Consider the following 16040-nt stretch of genomic DNA (forward strand, 5'->3'; position numbering starts at 1 on the left):
GATTTAGTTGAATGGCAGTTACGTGTGGCGAATGGTGAGCAGTTGCCTTTAAAGCAACATGAATTGACCTTAAATGGACATGCGATCGAAGTGCGCTTGTATGCAGAAGACCCACGTCAGGACTTTTTGCCACAAACAGGAAAAGTTTTACGCTGGAAGCCTGCAGCTTTGCCAAATGTGCGAATCGATCATGGCATGTTAGCAAATGATGAAGTCAGTCCATTTTACGATCCGATGGTAGCAAAGGTGATTGCCTATGGGAAAACCCGTGAGGATGCGATTCGCTTACTGGCTCGTGCAGTCGATGATAGTGTTTTACTTGGAGTGAATAGTAATAAACAGTTCTTGGTCAATTTACTGCGCCATCCAGTTGTTGTTACAGGGGATACCAATACTGCATTCATCCAACAGCATTTCCAAAATGATCCCAGCTTACACCATCAGGTTTTATCTTTAGAAACCTTAGCAATTGCTGCGGCATTATTTAGCCAAATTAAAGGTACTGCAGTGTGGCAAACTGGGCTTGGTGTGCCATTACCGTTAAAATTACAAACTGCCGATCAGCAAATTCAATTGCAGGTTTCATCTGTAAATAACATATTCACGGTACAGTTCTGTGATCAAACAGTTGTTATTGATGTGCTTGAGAAAACGCCAGAACAGCTAGTTTACTTAATTGATGGTGTACTTCGCCGTGTTCAATATGTATTGGATGATGATCAGCTTTATCTAGATCGAGATAATGGCAATGTTTTGATACGCAATATGACTTACGCTGCACCAGAAGCTACCGATGTAGCGGGAGATGGCAAAATTCGAGCACCGATGGATGGGGCTGTAGTGAATATCCTGGTCAATGAAGGCGATCAAGTAGTAAAGGGCCAAACATTATTGATTCTTGAAGCCATGAAAATTCAGCAACAGATTAAATCTGATGTGGATGGTGTAGTCGATGAAATTTTAGGTCAGCAAGGTCAACAAGTGAAAAAACGGCAAATGCTATTTAGTATCCAAATTTAAGAGAAGAGCAATTGTGGTTACTAGTAATCACTATTGATTTATAGAAGATGATTATTTAAATCAAAAAAGGGAACATACGTTCCCTTTAATTATAAAAAACAAAATTATACAAGCTGTGTATACATACAATAGAGATAGCCTAAAATAGCTAAAGCAACAAGAGGAGCGATAACTTTTGACCATCCAGGAATAAAAGTTTCGATAGGTTGCTCTTCAACATGTAAATCTTCATGATGTGGTTGGGCTTGGTGAACCATTTGGTTGAACTCCTTCATTGTTGCATCCAATGATAGTTCTTCTTGTTCAACAGGTTTAGAACCAATGAGCTCTGTTAGATGGTTTGTTGACCAAACCCAATCTTCAGCTTGGCCAGATAAATGTTCAACTTGCCCTAAAATGAGCTCTTTTAAACCACTTTGGCCGAAACCACCAGTCTCATCAAGTTGATTAAGTTCTGTTAACTGTAATGCCAGAATCTCAGAAATACTTTGCTCAAGTTCAGAATTTTTTAAAACTGACTTATTGTGTTTTGACGTAGTTAGATGACGTGCAACTTCTTGAATATACAATGGATCGGCAGTTTTGATTTCATGATAAATTTTATTGTCGTCCTGACGCCATAAGCTGATTAATTTACCAAGCGTCAATATATTCACTTCGTCAATCAGCTTATTTTTCTCATTGGCTGGATATTGATTTAAAAGCTGAGGCTTTTGAATTTTTATTTGCTCAGCAAAGTATTGGACTAAATCAAATGCCATACTTTATTCCTCTAAAATTAATCTAAAATTCTTAATGTTGGCTTTTTCTTGGTTGGTTCAGATGTTTCTTGTGTTTCCGAGTCTAACTTATCTTCTACAGGCGCTACATTGGCATATTCTTCAGGGTCAAAGAATAAACCTTGTCCATTTTCACGTGCATAAATACCTAAAACTGCTTGGATAGGTACGTAAATATCTTTGGAAACGCCGCCAAAACGTGCTGAAAATGTAATCGCATCATTGCTAATGAGTAGTTGATGTACCGCATGAGGCACAATGTTTAAAACAATTTGTCCATCTTTCACAAACTGTTGTGGTACATCAGTGTGCGGTTGTGTTGCATCAACGAGTAAATAAGGTGTGAGTTGATTGTCACAAATCCATTCATAGATTGCACGAGCAAGATAAGGACGTGTAGGGGTTAATTCAATAGTTTGCTCAGACATATCACACTATTCCATATTTAATAGTTCATTGTAACGGGTTTTCTCTTGGGGCGTCATGGATTTAACAAAAGAAGGGCGGCTAAAGATACGTTTACAATACAAAAATATAGGTCGACACTGCTGCTTTGGTAAATCAATTCCCATGCTATTAAGCCTCACAAAAATTGGAGCAAGCATACAGTCCAGGATTGAAAAATTTTCGGACATAAAATAAGGGAAATGCTGAAATAAAGGGGTAAGTGATATTAAGGTATCACGCAATTCTTTTTGTGCTTTTTGTTTTTGTTCTACATTTAACGTATCTGCATGTCTAAGCATATGATCGGCCAACTTAAACCAATCATTTTCAAGACGCCAAATATATTGGCGTTGCTCTGCACGTGCCATAGGGGCATCGGCATATAGTTTATTCTGACGATATCGGTCATCGAGATACTCAGCAATGATAGGTGCTGAAAATAATTTAAGATTTTGCTCAACCAGCATTGGCAATTGATTATAAGGATTTAGGCTTGCCAGATCTTCATCTTCGTGATCAGTCACGATTAATTGATATTTAATTTGTTTTTCTGCCAATAAAAAACGGATCCAGTGTGAACGGAAATCATCAGCATGGCTGTAAAGGGTAATTCCCTGAATTGAGGTGTTTTCGACCGACATATCACAAGGTATGGTTGTGTGAATCGGTTAGAATACTAAAAATATGCGTGGAAATCACGGTGACAAAGATAGAGTTTCATATATTTATCTGTTTCACTCATCTACAAAATGAATATGCAATAAAAAAGCCTTGGAAAAACCAAGGCTTTTTGTCCGATTCGGTAAACGAATTAACGTTTAGAGAATTGAGGACGTTTACGAGCTTTACGTAAACCAAGTTTCTTACGTTCAACTTCACGAGCATCACGAGTAACGAAACCAGCTTGACGAAGAACAGGTTTTAAAGTTTCGTCAGCAGCGATAAGTGCACGAGTAATACCGTGACGGATCGCACCAGCTTGACCACCGATACCACCACCTTTAACAGTGATGTAAAGGTCATATTTTTCAGTAGCTTCTAAAAGCTCTAAAGGTTGACGAACAACCATACGAGCAGTTTCACGACCGAAATATTGCTCTAAAGTACGGTTGTTAATAACGAGTTTGCCTGTACCAGCTGACAAGAAAACACGTGCAGTTGCGGTCTTACGGCGACCTGTACCATAATTAGTAGCCATGTGCTGTATCCCTTAGATGTCCAAAACTTGTGGCTGTTGAGCAGCGTGTGGATGCTCGCTACCAGCGTACACTTTCATCTTCTTGATCATTGCATAACCAAGAGGACCTTTTGGCAACATGCCTTTAACAGCACGTTCAAAGATTTCTTCAGGTTTGTGAGCAACTAATTTTTCGAAATTAGTTTCTTTTAAACCGCCTGGGAATTCAGTGTGGCGATAGTATTTCTTGTCAAGCGCTTTGTTACCAGTCACTTGAACCTGTTCAGCATTGATAACGATGATGTAGTCACCAGTGTCAACGTGAGGAGTATAAGAAGTTTTGTGCTTACCGCGTAAACGACGTGCAATTTCAGTCGCTAAACGACCAAGAGTTTTACCTGTAGCATCAACAACGAACCAATCGTGTTGTACTTCAGCAGGCTTTGCGCTGAGAGTTTTCATTCAAACACTACCTATTATAGTTGGTTTGAGCTAGACATCGCTCAAACAAAAAGGAGACGAGATTCTAAACGAGTTTGTTGTCAATCACAAGAAAAATCCCATATAAGCTACATAATTTTATCCCTAATCCGATGAATGTAGGATATGTTAAAATAATTCAAATTTTAGAGATGTGTCGGGGGTGATTGTGCTGCCTTTATATGTCACTTCCGGTGAACCTGCCGGTATTGGTCCAGATATTTGTTTAAGTCTGGCAAAACGGGTTGATGAACGTCCTGTTGTGGTTTTGGCTGATCGAAATCTATTACAACAACGCGCTCAAAAGCTTGGTCTGGACATTAAATTTTTAGAGTATAGCGGACAAGCTGAATCGTCTTTGCAAGGTGAGCTTTATATAGAACATGTACCCCTAGAAACTATAGTCGTTGATGGACAGCTTAATGCTGCTAATGCCGCTTATGTATTAGAGCAATTACGTCGCTCAGCTGATTATGCTATGTCTGGTAAGAGCGTCGGTGTAGCCACTGCTCCTGTTCAAAAGTCGGTGATTAATGATGCAGGGATTTTATTTAGTGGACATACTGAATATTATCAAGAATTTGCAGGCGTAGAGCGTGTTGTTATGATGCTGGCAACGAAAACGTTGCGGGTGGCTCTGGCGACCACTCATTTACCATTAAGAGATGTCGCGGATGCAATTACCAAAGAACGCTTGCATCAAGTGATTGATATTTTACTTCACGACTTAAAGACCAAGTTTAAAATTAATGATCCTCGAGTCTTAGTATGTGGGTTAAATCCTCATGCAGGCGAAGATGGTTATTTGGGACGTGAAGAGATTGATACGATCAATCCGGTACTTGAAAGCTACCGGTCACAGGGAGTTAAATTAAGTTTAAGTTTGCCAGCTGATACTTTATTTACGCCCGAACATCTTAAAAATGCTGACGCTGTTCTTGCGATGTACCATGATCAAGGCTTACCTGTGTTAAAATCACAGGGTTTTGGTGAAGCAATCAATATCACATTGGGCTTACCATTTATTCGGACTTCGGTCGATCATGGTACTGCTCTGTCTTTAGCTGGGACAGGATTGGCAAAAAGCTCAAGTTTAAATGTCGCTGTCGATTTAGCTTTATCTTTGGCAGCGAGTTAAATTTTTCATGTTGGAAATGTTCTATGTATCAAATTAATGCCCTAAACCCGAAAGATGAAGGGCATAAAGCTCGTAAACGTTTTGGTCAAAACTTCTTACATGATCAACGAGTCATTGCCAAAATTGTACGCTCAGTCAATCCGCGTACGGGTGATAATATCGTCGAAATTGGTCCAGGTTTAGCTGCTTTAACTTCTCCTCTAATTGGAGAATGTGATGCATTAACTGTAGTTGAATTAGACCGTGATTTAGCTGCCGGCTTACCTGAACGCGTGCCACATCCAGAACGTTTAACTATCGTAGAAGCTGATGCATTAAAATATGATTTTAGTCAGCTTGTAAAAGATGGGCGTCCATTACGCGTTGTCGGCAATTTGCCTTATAACATTTCTACACCATTACTTTTTCATCTCTTGGAATTTGGTAGCCAAGTTAAAGACATGCACTTCATGTTGCAAAAAGAAGTGGTAGAACGTATTACTGCTGAACCGAATACAAAAGAATATGGCCGTTTATCAGTCATGATCCAATATTATTGTCAGCCTACCTTTTTATTTGAAGTTCCAGCAGGCGCATTTAACCCGCCACCAAAAGTGACAAGTGCAGTATTTCGCTTGGTTCCTTACGAACAAAAACCAATTACGGCGAAAGATGAAAAAGCTTTAGCTCGCTTGGTTGCCCACGTCTTTACTCAGCGCCGTAAAACGCTAAGAAACAGTCTTAAAGGCATGTTGGCAGAGGATGGTTTCGAGAAAGCAGGAGTCGACCCAATGGCTCGTCCAGAAACTTTAACTCTTGCAGAGTTTGTGGCTTTGGCAGATCAAATGGTGGCATAAATGACTAAGCGCTATAACTATGTAATTGGAGATGTGCAAGGTTGTTTTGAGGCACTCAAAGCGCTATTAAAAGAAATACGTTTTGACCCTGATCAAGATTTTATCTGGTTTGCTGGTGACTTGGTTGCACGTGGTGAAAACTCTGTAGGTGCTCTACGTTTTATTAAAAAACTAGCTGATCGAGGGGCTGCTGCTACCGTATTAGGTAATCATGATTTAACCCTGATTGCCGGTGCTCGTGGTCTTAAGGAAATTAAAGAAAAAGATCGCACGCAGGATGTTATTGACGCCGTGGATGGTGATGAACTTATCGATTGGTTACGTAAACAGCCGTTATGTTTATTTCCAAATGAGCAAACAATACTCACACACGCAGGTGTACCTTGTATTTGGGATGCACAAAAAACTGCTGCATTGGCAAAAGAAGTTGAGGCTGTATTGGCGCATGATGATTTATCTGTGCTAGATGCATTTTTAGCTGAAATGTATGGTTCAAAACCCGATCTTTGGACAGATGATTTGACAGGTAATGAACGTTTACGCTGTATTACCAATTACTTAACTCGTATGCGTTTAACTAATGCAGAAGGGGCTTTGGAGTTTAGTTTTAAAGATACTTTAGATGCACCAATGCCAGAAGGTTATTTACCGTGGTTTGAATTTCCAAGTAAGGCTGCACAAACCCATCAAATATTTTTTGGACATTGGGCTGCTCTAGAGGGTAGAACTATTAGTGAGCACATCCAAAATGTTGATGGCGGTTGTGTATGGGGTAAAAACTTGATTGCTTATCGTTTTGAAGATCAACAAGCTTTTTCTGTGAGCAACCCTGTTATGTAATAAAAAAAGCCGCTTCAGCGGCTTTTTTTATTTTTAAGATATTTATTCTAGGCGAATCCAGATCTGATTACGGCCTAAAGCAGATACCCTAAGGTAACCGCGCATATGTAGACGTTTACCATTTGCACTGAGTTTTGCTTTTAATCCGTAAACTTTACCAGTATTTGGGTCTAGAATTTTTCCACCTGTATAGGTTGAATTATCAGTTTGCTTGAGCCCGGTTGCGATATCTAAGCCTAAAATAGGCTTATTGGTATAAGGTGCAGGACAGTTATCACAAATTTCTTTTGGCGTATAACCTGGGCGTGGTGTTATTTTTACGATTTTACCTGCATAAGTACCATTTGCCTCTTTCCGTATTTCTACATGTGCTTTAGGTGTACCTGTTTTATCATCAATCGTTTGCCAAAGACCTGTAATATCAGCTGCAAAAGTAGCTGTATTTATTCCCACTAGGAGCATAGCTCCAACAAAAAATTTCCCCATAATCAAAAAATCCTTTTAGATTTGAAAGGTCCATCTTATTTGTAATTAATAACGGGTTCAATGTTTATTTAAACTACTTTTTAATCAGTGTATTCCAAAAGATAACATGAAGGTTGGTAGCCAAATAGCAGTAAATACACCGTTTAATGCCATACCAAATGCCGCATAACGACCTGCTACAGGTCCACGTTGCCAAGCCTGAGCAGTTCCAATTGCATGTGCAGCTAAGCCTAGAGCTAAACCTGAAGCTCTTTCATCGTGTATATGCTTAAGTAAAAATGGTGAAAATGCTGCACCAATAACTCCGGATAAAATCACAATGAGAGTGACTAATGTCTCTGGAGCATGTAATAAGGTCGCGATGTTTAAAGCAATTGGGGTGGTTACTGCACGTGTAGCAAAAGCCAAAATAGTCGGCTCAGACATATGCAATAGGTAAGCAAGGCCCATTGGTAAAGCAACGGCACTAATGCTGGCAAAGCATAAAATACCAATCACCGATTTAAGAGGTAAATCGTCATAACGCATTGCAGCCAAAGGTATAGCTAAAGCAACCGTGACATATCCTAATAAATGGCTAAATAAATCATTTACGTAAAGCCGGTATTCTTCATAGGGAACTTTCAAGATTGATAATAGCCCAATGACAATGAACATGCCGAAAACTAAAAGAGGAACTTGAGGAAAGCGGCGGTTTAATGGTTTTGCACAAAGGTAGCCAACTAAAGTGATCAAAAATCCATAAAGAATCATAAACATTTTATTCTCCTTATAACCAATGTTTTGCCATTTTTGCATAGACCCACAAGGGTATAAGGGTGCTCACTACCAAAACAAAAAGAAATAGCGGAATTTCTTTACCCATATGCACCAGCATAATTAAGGAGCCTGCACAAATGGGTAAAAAAGCAAAACCACTTTCTTTCATGACTTTATTGTTAGTATCGACAAGTCTTAGCGGGATTTTCTTAAATTTACGCCAAATGAGTAAAACGATAAGTAAACTAATTAAACCTACCAGATTGCCTAGCTCTGGATGACCAAAAGCACGCATAACGACGACTGAGCCTTCGCGAAAACCGATAATAAGTAGTAAAGTTCCTACCCATGCTGCCCAGTCTATACTTTTGATCTTATCCATATTTTTTATCTCTAAAAGTTTACTTATCAAGTTTTAACTGATCTAGTGCTTGATTTCAAACTCTTCCAGTGGCCTTTTAAACTGACTTGCGCGTTCACCTAATATCTCATCTATAGGGAGTTTGGCTTGGCGAATTAACTGCTCAAGCTTATGAGGTGCAATTCGTATATCAATATGTAATAGCCCTTCATCGTCATAATGCTCAGATTGAATGACATTTAAAGCATAAAGTTGAGTACGCAATTTGCCATAAGCAGGTTTAAGTACCAATGAGAAGTGCTGAAGTTGTCCCATTAGACATTCTTGTACGGCTTGGCGAAGTAAATCTAGACCTAACCCTGAGTGTGCAGATACATAAACACGATCTGGAACATGAGGCTCTGAATAAATAATTTTCGCCTCTTCGCCACTCAAATCAATTTTGTTATAAACACGGAGTACGGGTGCATCCGCTCCAATTTCCTTCAATACACCTTCAACGGCTTCAATCTGGTCAAGCATGTCATGACTACTGCTATCGATGACATGTAAAAGCAGGGTAGCTTCAAGCGTTTCTTCTAAAGTTGCTTTAAATGATTCGACCAAATCATGTTGTAAGTTTCGTACGAACCCTACCGTATCTGCTAGAACCACCGTACCAATTCCATCCCATTCTAGACGACGTAAGGTTGGATCAAGTGTTGCAAATAGTTGGTCGGCTGCATATACATCACTTTTCGCTAAAATATTAAATAAGGTTGATTTACCCGCGTTGGTATAACCGACTAATGAAACAGTTGGGATCGAAGCTTTTTGTCTTGCAGCTCGTCCTTGCATACGGGTTTGATGGACTTTCTCTAACTTATCTTTTAACTGGGTAATACGGACACGAATGAGACGACGGTCTGTTTCGAGTTGTGATTCACCGGGACCGCGTAAACCAATACCACCTTTTTGTTGTTCAAAATCAGCAGACCAACCACGGATTAAACGGGTTGATAAATGTTTTAACTGAGCAAGTTCAACTTGTAATTTACCTTCATGGGTCCGCGCGCGCTGGGCAAAAATATCTAAGATGAGACCGGTGCGGTCAATAACGCGGCATTTTAAAATCTTTTCTAAATTACGCTCTTGGGCAGGGGTTAATGCATGATCAAAAATAACAAGACTTGCTTCTAATTCCTGAACTTGTTCTGCAATCTCATCAACTTTACCTGAACCAATAAAAAACTTAGGGTCCGGTTTATTACGTTGAACTTTAATGTGCTCAAGAATATCTGCACCAGCTGACTGTGCAAGTAGAGCAAATTCTTCGGCATCCAGATCATCTAATAATTGTACAGACACACTCACTAATATTGTGCGTTCACCGCCTTGATGCCGATCAACATATTCCACGTGGCTATAAATCCTGAATAAGGTAAAACTTTATTCTAGAGGAAACTTGAGCAAAAGGGGAAAGGGTTTACTCTTATTCTTTAGATTAACTACAGCGCATTTTATTTTTATTTGTGTCTATCACACAGCGATGCAAGTTTATTCCGAAACGTATAGAATGGCTCGAAATGGGTATAACAATGATTGATCGTTAGTGAAATTTTATGACTCAAACGCAAAGTATAGTGAATTCAACGTTAAAGAAATTTTCAAAAATAGGTTTATACGGAAAAAAAGTTACTTCAGCGACTGCGGCAATCAGTGAAGGTTTTTACTTAGTTTATCGTCATGGACTTTATAAAGATCCAAATAACCCTGTTAACACTCGATATGTTCAATATTTCTGTCGTCGTTTATGCCAAGTATTTAATCTTGAAGTTCAAGTACATGGCACAATTCCCAGAGAGCCCGCTTTATGGGTGAGTAACCATATTTCTTGGCTTGATATCGCCGTTTTAGGTTCGGGTGCACGTGTCTTCTTCTTAGCTAAAGCCGAGATAGAAAAGTGGCCTATTCTTGGCAATTTGGCGAAAGGTGGGGGCACCTTATTTATTAAACGTGGATCAGGTGACTCCATTAAAATTCGAGAGCAAATTACCGAATTTTTAAAACAAAATATTCCAGTTTTATTTTTCCCTGAAGCGACTACTACAGATGGCCATTCTGTTAAGCGGGTTCATGGTCGTTTACTCGGAGCTGCTATCGAAGCTCAGCGTCCGGTACAGGTATGTTTAATCTGTTACGTAAACCGTCATGGTGAGTTAGATACCGTTGCACCATTTATTGGTGAGATGTCATTCGTTGAGCATATTCAACGTGTGCTAGAAATGCCGAAAGTAACAGCCCATTTACTTACACTTCCTCCTATTTCGGTAGAAGGCCATGATGTAAAAAGTTTGACTCAAGAAGTGCAAGAAAAAATGGTTGAAGGATTGGCTCAATTACATAAAAAAGTACTTAAGCCAAAAAGTTAATTACATAAAACCTTCGAGTGGCAGCCATGATAGTAGTTTCATGCCTGCCTTTTGCCACCATTTCATTTCTGGTTCTTTTTTATAAATTACAGGGCCTTTTGGAGTTTCCTGTTGCCAGTAAATATGATTGTTTGGATCGAGCTTTAATTTATAAGCATATTTGTTTAAGTTTTCATCCATCGTATGGTGAATTGTTTTGGCCAGTGATGGACTATCTAAAATTACGCCAATTTCAGTATTTAAATACGCCGAACGTGGGTCAAAGTTGAATGAACCAATAAAAACCTGTTCATCTAATGCCATAAGTTTGGTGTGTAAACTTGAGCGGCTTAAACCTTTCATGTTTACTTTCGCTTTGGTTGCCAGTTCATCCGTATTCTTATTCAAATCGCGTTTATCTGGAGTCGGTAAAAACTCATACAGTTGAACGCCGTTTTTCAAAAGTTCTTTACGATATTTTCCATAAAACGCATGAACAACAGCTACGTCATTTGCTTTGAATGAGTTTGTTAAAACTCGAACTTCTACACCTTCTTTAGCAAGCGTACTTAAAATTTTAGCGCCTTGCTTTTCTGGAATAAAATAAGCCGAAATCAGGTCAACATTGCTTTCTGGTTTTTCCAAATGGTTAATCAATTGGAAATTTAAATGTTCTTCTTTTTTCGCTTTTGATCTAATTTTATCAGGTGAGTCTTTCACAACCTCTGCTTTAACCCAATCAAATTTAATATTACGGTCTAACCATTTATCAAAAGCATGTGATCTAGAGGTTAAGTCAAGGAAGTTCTGAACGGTGGCTTGTTGATAATGAGCATCAAGTTGTTGTTTTAAGCTTTCATAGCGCAAACGGTGTTGTTGAGCACTGACGATACTTTGGACTGAATATGCATATTCATGATTCCAGTAGTCATCAAAAGAATTCACGATATCATCAACGGCAGCACCAACCAACATGACATCGACGTCAGAAAACTGGTAACTGTCACTAACGTTGTAATACTGATTTGTCATATTGCGCCCACCAATAAGCGCAACCTGATTATCAGCAATAAAGCTCTTGTTATGCATACGACGATTGATACGCTTTAAGTCTAAAATCATATCCATCGCGCGATATTTGCGGAAACGGTAGGGGTTAAATAATTTAACTTCAATATTTTTATGTTGAGAAAGCGCGAGTAACACGCCTTCCATCTTTTTAGCATTATTATCGTCAATTAATAAACGTACTTTAACACCACGATCAGCAGCACGAATAATTGCATGTAAAGCTAAAGCACCGACTTTATCGTTATCCCAAATATAGTATTGTAAATCTAAAGTCTTTTCGGCTTTATCAATCAGCCTTAAGCGAGCCGCGAGCGCTTCTAAGGGATCATTTAAAAGATGATAACCCGTTAAATTCGGATTTTTTTCACGTAAAGGCGTAATAATTTTTGAAAGAGAAGTTTGAGATGTATCGATATCTCGTGCGTACTGGATTGGTTCAGGGCTATGTTTGGGTAATGTGCTACAACCTGTCAAAGCCACAGCGAAACTTGAACATACGACTATAGAAGCTTTAATCAAAAAGCCTTTAGCCAGTTGATGAGTTTGAAGCTGTTTGGAATGAAAGGATTGTGCCATAATCAATACATACGATAAGGTGAGCTAGAGTATAATTCGTGCATATTGAAAGATAAATATTGAATTTGATTACTAGCAATCAATATAAGATAAGTCGAGAATCGTAATGTGGAACCCAAATTCAATCATCTTTTGTTTTTACCTTATTTTTTCAATACTTGCTCTCTGGGGAATTATTGAAGCTTGGGTTCATCAATCACGTACTGAAACGATTCATCCATTTAAAGCTTTTGTTCACTTACTTGCTTTTTATCTATCTTATCTTCTTATTCCACTTTGGTTCTTTAATTTATATGCCGGTTGGATAGGTTATTACTCAATTCATGAAACCATTTTTATCTTTTTATTAAGCGGTATTCTCATTTACGCACGTTTTATAGAGCCACATATGGTACGTGTCGATGTTCACCAATATCGTTTAAACCCAGATCGCCGTTTTGCTAAACCTGTAAAAGTCGCTTTAATTGCAGACTTACATATAGGCCTATTCTCTGGGCATGAACGTCAACTCAAAATCATTGTGAAAAAGCTTAATGAACAACAGCCAGACTTAGTAGTTGTGGCAGGAGACTGGACTTATGAGCCAGAAGATAAGCTAGTACAGGAACTGAGTGTACTTAAAGATATTAAAGCTCCAGTTTATTCAGTTCCAGGGAACCATGACGAGCAATATCCGGGTCCGCCTATTCAACAATTATTAAAAGATGCACTTCACTACAATGATGTAATGGATATTGAAGGAAAAATTGTTGAGTTTGATGAGTTTCGTTTAATCGGGATTGGTGACTTATGGGCAGGGAAAACCGATATGCGTTCAATGCCAGACTTACCTCAAGATAAACCATGGTTAATTCTTTCCCATAACCCCGATACGGTAGATATGGTCCCTAAATTACCTAATCGCCCTTTAATGTTGTCAGGTCATACACATGGAGGGCAGGTCGAACTTCCGTGGGTAACCAACTATATTATGAAAAAAGTATCAATTTTAGGCCATAAACGTGGTTTCTATTCGCATGAACACGCTGATGTATTTGTTACCGTAGGAACAGGTATGGTTGGAATACCATTAAGATTTCGTGTACCGCCTACTATTGATATTATTGAACTTGTATAAAACAAAAAAGCCAATCACAAAGGATTGGCTTTTTTATAATGAGAAATTTAAGGAATAATTACGATAGCAACACGACGATTAATTGCCCGATTTTCATTGGTTGTATTCGGTACGTACGGTTGAGTTGAACCACGTCCAATAACGTAAATATTTTCCTTTTTAAAACCGTGAGTCAAAAAGAGGTTCGCAACACTTTGTGCACGTTCTTCAGATAACTTTTGGTTGTATTCAGGATTACCTACATCGTCAGTGTGACCAACGATTTTTAATTTATTCAAATCATATTTATTTAATTGATTTGCTAAACGTGTAAGCTCTGCTTCATGACTTTGTTTTAATGTTGCGTCATTAAAATCAAATAATAAGCGTTCTGGTAAACCTAGAGTCCAGCCTTCATTAGTAAGTACAAACCCCTCTTTTTTTAGCATTTTTACTTGACGATATTTCAAAGGACCAAAACTCAAGCAGCCTGCAAGCGCAATGCACAGCAATGCAATAAAGGAGAGTTTCAAAGATCTTGTATTCATAAATTAGCCTAAATTTAATTCTCTGGTTTATAAATAAACCAATGTTGCTCAGAAGTCTTAGCCTTATACATCGCTTGATCTGCTTGCATAATAAAATCTTCTGGACTAGACGCAAATTGGGATAAAGCAATCCCTACACTAAAACTGAAATAAATCGTTTGATCATTTAGATGCAAAGGTTCTTTACAGCTTTCGAGTAAATTTTCAGCAATAGATATTAAATGATCGGCATGCGTAATGGAATGCAAAATAACCGCAAATTCATCACCGCCTAAACGGGCAATAAAATCTTGATGACGTAAACGCGTTTGTAACCTTTTCGCCATCTCTTTTAAAACTTCATCACCAGCTAAATGCCCGAACTGATCATTAATTGATTTGAAGTTATTGTTATCTATAAACAATAAGGCTGACTTATTATCAAAATCCTTATCTTCAAACATATCTAATAGTATTTGATAAAAATAATGTCTATTCGGTAATAGGGTCAGCTGGTCATGATGAGCTTGAAACGATAATTTACGATTTTCCTTTTGCAGCTGATTATCCCAAATCTGAATTTCTTCAAGTAACTCATTAAAAACTGTATTTAGATCTTGAAACTCTTTTATTCGGTTATAAGGAAAACGAAGGTTATAAGCTTTTTGTTCACTCACGATTTGAGCAATATTTGTGAGTGGGTAAATCGCTTGCATAATTTGACGATAAGTCAAATTCACTGACCACCACAATGCACAAACAATAAATAGCATCGCAATAGCAAGGCCGACCATAATCATCTTTAAAAATTGCAATATTTTTTCAGAGCTACCAAAAAGGGTGAGTTCACCTACATTCTGTTGATGATGATAAATCGTTAAATGTACCGGCTCATTTAAAAACCAGTGATCAAACCATTTCTCTAACACCGAAGTTTGACTCGACAACTTAAAACTTTGAGCAATCAGGTGATGTTCAGAGTCATAAATATGAATCGCTCGAATAGAGTGATCATTTGTGTATTCATTTAAGATTTGTTCGATTGTGATCTTATCGTTAAACACAACGGCAGGCTGAATACGCTCAAGAAGAGTATGGCTAAGTAATTGCAAATTTTGTTTTGCATAAGTTTCCATCGTAAAAACAGAAATTGATACAAATGTAAAAGAGCAAATAAAGAAAGTTATAGCAAAGATCGTAAATTGAGACTTTCTAAAAAGTGCATGTAGCGAAGTGGATTGATACAACTTAGATATCATAATCCTTACTCCGCGTTCTTAGCCAAGAGTAAAACCCTTGGATCAATATGGACCTTGGAATGGCTTAATGCATCTAAGTTAACTTTAAAAGTGGTGTAATTATTTTGATTATATAAACAAAAGATACTACCAACTTCACATTCTGGATTATTAATACTTAAAGAAAGCAAAGAACGATATGGATAATTCTGAATTAAGTTTTGCTGCTGCTGAGGTGGTGTGGTAGAGAAATAAACAGCCTGGCAATGCGATTTAGAAAAATCTTTAGCATTAACGGTTTGTACACGATAATTATAAGATAATTGTTGAATATAAGACTGGAAGGTAGAAGTAATTGATGCATTATCAATTACACAAAGAGTAGGCGTGCTTACATTCTCCCATTTGCTATAACTTAAAATAGATAAAGTGAGCACATAAAAGTTATGTTTTGAATTGGCATAAGCAGGCCCACTCGTAGCAAACACTACAAGTATGCAAAATAATACTTTCTTAGCGGAGTGCCACATGGTGAGTTAATGCCAAATCAATTGCACGAATAATCTATTCTACATGAAGTTGAATAACTAAAAAAAGCTTAATATCTCATCTAATATCGAGTGAAGAGACTAAAAAACGACCGCTTGATATGAATTGCTATAAAAAGGGGTTGCAAAGGGAATGAGATGGTCTATAATGCACATCCATCGGCGGTGATGCAGATAGAAACTTGTTGAAAAACAGTTACTTGTGATTAGATTAGTTGCTTTAAGCGATGAATTTGATGATGAGGTGGTTTAGAGAATAAGTTTTAAAAAT

19 protein-coding genes are annotated in these 16040 nt (G+C 38.0%); 6 read left to right on the plus strand and 13 right to left on the minus strand.

The window, feature by feature from the left end:
* On the plus strand, window positions 1-1020 hold a 1020-nt coding region (locus tag C1642_RS19315), incomplete at its 5' end, for a biotin/lipoyl-containing protein (RefSeq protein ID WP_228153866.1).
* A 104-nt stretch (window positions 1021-1124) separates the two neighbouring features.
* Here the strand turns inward: C1642_RS19315 and C1642_RS12725 are convergent.
* From C1642_RS12725 to rplM, 5 genes are all read right to left on the minus strand, one after another.
* Window positions 1125-1781, minus strand: a complete 657-nt coding sequence (locus C1642_RS12725; RefSeq protein ID WP_000863328.1) for a hypothetical protein — start codon at window positions 1779-1781, stop codon at window positions 1125-1127.
* Between the two features lie 17 nt (window positions 1782-1798).
* Complete coding sequence (locus C1642_RS12730) at window positions 1799-2227, minus strand: ClpXP protease specificity-enhancing factor (RefSeq protein WP_000003709.1); 429 nt, start codon at window positions 2225-2227, stop codon at window positions 1799-1801.
* 6 nt (window positions 2228-2233) lie between these two features.
* Window positions 2234-2887 (minus strand): glutathione S-transferase N-terminal domain-containing protein, encoded by a 654-nt coding sequence (locus C1642_RS12735; RefSeq protein WP_000110148.1) that lies wholly within the window; start codon window positions 2885-2887, stop codon window positions 2234-2236.
* A gap of 170 nt (window positions 2888-3057) precedes the next feature.
* Entirely contained in the window at window positions 3058-3444 is a 387-nt protein-coding gene (rpsI, locus tag C1642_RS12740; RefSeq protein ID WP_000224786.1) for a 30S ribosomal protein S9, read from the minus strand.
* Window positions 3445-3456: 12 nt separating this feature from the next.
* Complete coding sequence (rplM, locus tag C1642_RS12745; RefSeq protein WP_000854895.1) at window positions 3457-3885, minus strand: 50S ribosomal protein L13; 429 nt, start codon at window positions 3883-3885, stop codon at window positions 3457-3459.
* A 172-nt stretch (window positions 3886-4057) separates the two neighbouring features.
* Between rplM and pdxA the strand changes: the two genes are divergently transcribed.
* From pdxA to C1642_RS12760, 3 genes are read left to right on the plus strand one after another with little or no spacing between them, the layout of a single operon-like run.
* The gene (gene pdxA / locus C1642_RS12750) at window positions 4058-5041 is read left to right on the plus strand and encodes a 4-hydroxythreonine-4-phosphate dehydrogenase PdxA (protein ID WP_000017231.1); all 984 of its coding nucleotides are present in this window, start codon (window positions 4058-4060) and stop codon (window positions 5039-5041) included.
* Window positions 5042-5064: 23 nt separating this feature from the next.
* Window positions 5065-5877 (plus strand): 16S rRNA (adenine(1518)-N(6)/adenine(1519)-N(6))-dimethyltransferase RsmA, encoded by an 813-nt coding sequence (rsmA, locus tag C1642_RS12755; protein WP_000284347.1) that lies wholly within the window; start codon window positions 5065-5067, stop codon window positions 5875-5877.
* Window positions 5878-6717 carry a symmetrical bis(5'-nucleosyl)-tetraphosphatase gene (locus C1642_RS12760; protein WP_103236404.1) on the plus strand — a complete coding sequence of 280 codons (840 nt, stop codon included), beginning with the start codon at window positions 5878-5880 and terminating at the stop codon, window positions 6715-6717.
* Between the two features lie 42 nt (window positions 6718-6759).
* Here C1642_RS12760 and C1642_RS12765 read toward each other — a convergent pair whose 3' ends face one another.
* The 4 genes from C1642_RS12765 to hflX form a co-directional block, all read right to left on the minus strand.
* Window positions 6760-7203, minus strand: coding sequence for a DUF2147 domain-containing protein (locus tag C1642_RS12765; RefSeq protein ID WP_103236405.1), 444 nt, complete (start codon window positions 7201-7203; stop codon window positions 6760-6762).
* 84 nt (window positions 7204-7287) lie between these two features.
* Window positions 7288-7962 carry an LrgB family protein gene (locus C1642_RS12770; protein ID WP_000480818.1) on the minus strand — a complete coding sequence of 225 codons (675 nt, stop codon included), beginning with the start codon at window positions 7960-7962 and terminating at the stop codon, window positions 7288-7290.
* Window positions 7963-7972: 10 nt separating this feature from the next.
* On the minus strand, window positions 7973-8344 hold the full coding sequence (locus tag C1642_RS12775) for a hypothetical protein (protein WP_000357904.1): 372 nt from the start codon (window positions 8342-8344) through the stop codon (window positions 7973-7975).
* 42 nt (window positions 8345-8386) lie between these two features.
* Window positions 8387-9721 carry a ribosome rescue GTPase HflX gene (gene hflX, locus C1642_RS12780; RefSeq protein ID WP_000456890.1) on the minus strand — a complete coding sequence of 445 codons (1335 nt, stop codon included), beginning with the start codon at window positions 9719-9721 and terminating at the stop codon, window positions 8387-8389.
* A 203-nt stretch (window positions 9722-9924) separates the two neighbouring features.
* Here hflX and C1642_RS12785 point away from each other — a divergent pair, with 203 nt between their 5' ends.
* Window positions 9925-10734: a lysophospholipid acyltransferase family protein gene (locus tag C1642_RS12785; protein WP_000195147.1), complete on the plus strand. Its 810-nt coding sequence runs from the start codon at window positions 9925-9927 to the stop codon at window positions 10732-10734.
* Here the strand turns inward: C1642_RS12785 and C1642_RS12790 are convergent, their stop codons facing one another.
* Window positions 10735-12360, minus strand: coding sequence for a phospholipase D family protein (locus tag C1642_RS12790; protein WP_000079184.1), 1626 nt, complete (start codon window positions 12358-12360; stop codon window positions 10735-10737).
* A gap of 106 nt (window positions 12361-12466) precedes the next feature.
* On the opposite strand from C1642_RS12790, the gene C1642_RS12795 reads away from it, so the two are divergent.
* Window positions 12467-13477: a metallophosphoesterase gene (locus C1642_RS12795; protein ID WP_000267335.1), complete on the plus strand. Its 1011-nt coding sequence runs from the start codon at window positions 12467-12469 to the stop codon at window positions 13475-13477.
* A 47-nt stretch (window positions 13478-13524) separates the two neighbouring features.
* On the opposite strand, the gene C1642_RS12800 is transcribed toward C1642_RS12795, so the two are convergent.
* From C1642_RS12800 to C1642_RS12810, 3 genes are read right to left on the minus strand one after another with little or no spacing between them, the layout of a single operon-like run.
* Entirely contained in the window at window positions 13525-14004 is a 480-nt protein-coding gene (locus C1642_RS12800) for an OmpA family protein (RefSeq protein ID WP_001097560.1), read from the minus strand.
* 14 nt (window positions 14005-14018) lie between these two features.
* Window positions 14019-15242, minus strand: coding sequence for a diguanylate cyclase domain-containing protein (locus tag C1642_RS12805; RefSeq protein ID WP_002014284.1), 1224 nt, complete (start codon window positions 15240-15242; stop codon window positions 14019-14021).
* A gap of 5 nt (window positions 15243-15247) precedes the next feature.
* On the minus strand, window positions 15248-15751 hold the full coding sequence (locus C1642_RS12810; RefSeq protein WP_001985194.1) for a YfiR family protein: 504 nt from the start codon (window positions 15749-15751) through the stop codon (window positions 15248-15250).
* Between the last annotated feature and the right edge of the window lie 289 nt (window positions 15752-16040).

Origin of the sequence: Acinetobacter sp. AKBS16 (genome assembly GCF_002899995.1) — a bacterium.
Classification (GTDB): Bacteria; Pseudomonadota; Gammaproteobacteria; order Pseudomonadales; family Moraxellaceae; genus Acinetobacter; species Acinetobacter baumannii.

Coding starts and splice junctions, on each gene's coding strand:
- C1642_RS12725 (WP_000863328.1), bottom strand. CDS start 1,781: ATGGCATTTGATTTAGTCCAATACTTTGCTGAGCAAATAAAAATTCAA.
- C1642_RS12730 (WP_000003709.1), bottom strand. CDS start 2,227: ATGTCTGAGCAAACTATTGAATTAACCCCTACACGTCCTTATCTTGCT.
- C1642_RS12735 (WP_000110148.1), bottom strand. CDS start 2,887: ATGTCGGTCGAAAACACCTCAATTCAGGGAATTACCCTTTACAGCCAT.
- rpsI (WP_000224786.1), bottom strand. CDS start 3,444: ATGGCTACTAATTATGGTACAGGTCGCCGTAAGACCGCAACTGCACGT.
- rplM (WP_000854895.1), bottom strand. CDS start 3,885: ATGAAAACTCTCAGCGCAAAGCCTGCTGAAGTACAACACGATTGGTTC.
- rsmA (WP_000284347.1), top strand. CDS start 5,065: ATGTATCAAATTAATGCCCTAAACCCGAAAGATGAAGGGCATAAAGCT.
- C1642_RS12760 (WP_103236404.1), top strand. CDS start 5,878: ATGACTAAGCGCTATAACTATGTAATTGGAGATGTGCAAGGTTGTTTT.
- C1642_RS12765 (WP_103236405.1), bottom strand. CDS start 7,203: ATGGGGAAATTTTTTGTTGGAGCTATGCTCCTAGTGGGAATAAATACA.
- C1642_RS12770 (WP_000480818.1), bottom strand. CDS start 7,962: ATGTTTATGATTCTTTATGGATTTTTGATCACTTTAGTTGGCTACCTT.
- C1642_RS12775 (WP_000357904.1), bottom strand. CDS start 8,344: ATGGATAAGATCAAAAGTATAGACTGGGCAGCATGGGTAGGAACTTTA.
- C1642_RS12785 (WP_000195147.1), top strand. CDS start 9,925: ATGACTCAAACGCAAAGTATAGTGAATTCAACGTTAAAGAAATTTTCA.
- C1642_RS12790 (WP_000079184.1), bottom strand. CDS start 12,360: ATGGCACAATCCTTTCATTCCAAACAGCTTCAAACTCATCAACTGGCT.
- C1642_RS12795 (WP_000267335.1), top strand. CDS start 12,467: ATGTGGAACCCAAATTCAATCATCTTTTGTTTTTACCTTATTTTTTCA.
- C1642_RS12800 (WP_001097560.1), bottom strand. CDS start 14,004: ATGAATACAAGATCTTTGAAACTCTCCTTTATTGCATTGCTGTGCATT.
- C1642_RS12805 (WP_002014284.1), bottom strand. CDS start 15,242: ATGATATCTAAGTTGTATCAATCCACTTCGCTACATGCACTTTTTAGA.
- C1642_RS12810 (WP_001985194.1), bottom strand. CDS start 15,751: ATGTGGCACTCCGCTAAGAAAGTATTATTTTGCATACTTGTAGTGTTT.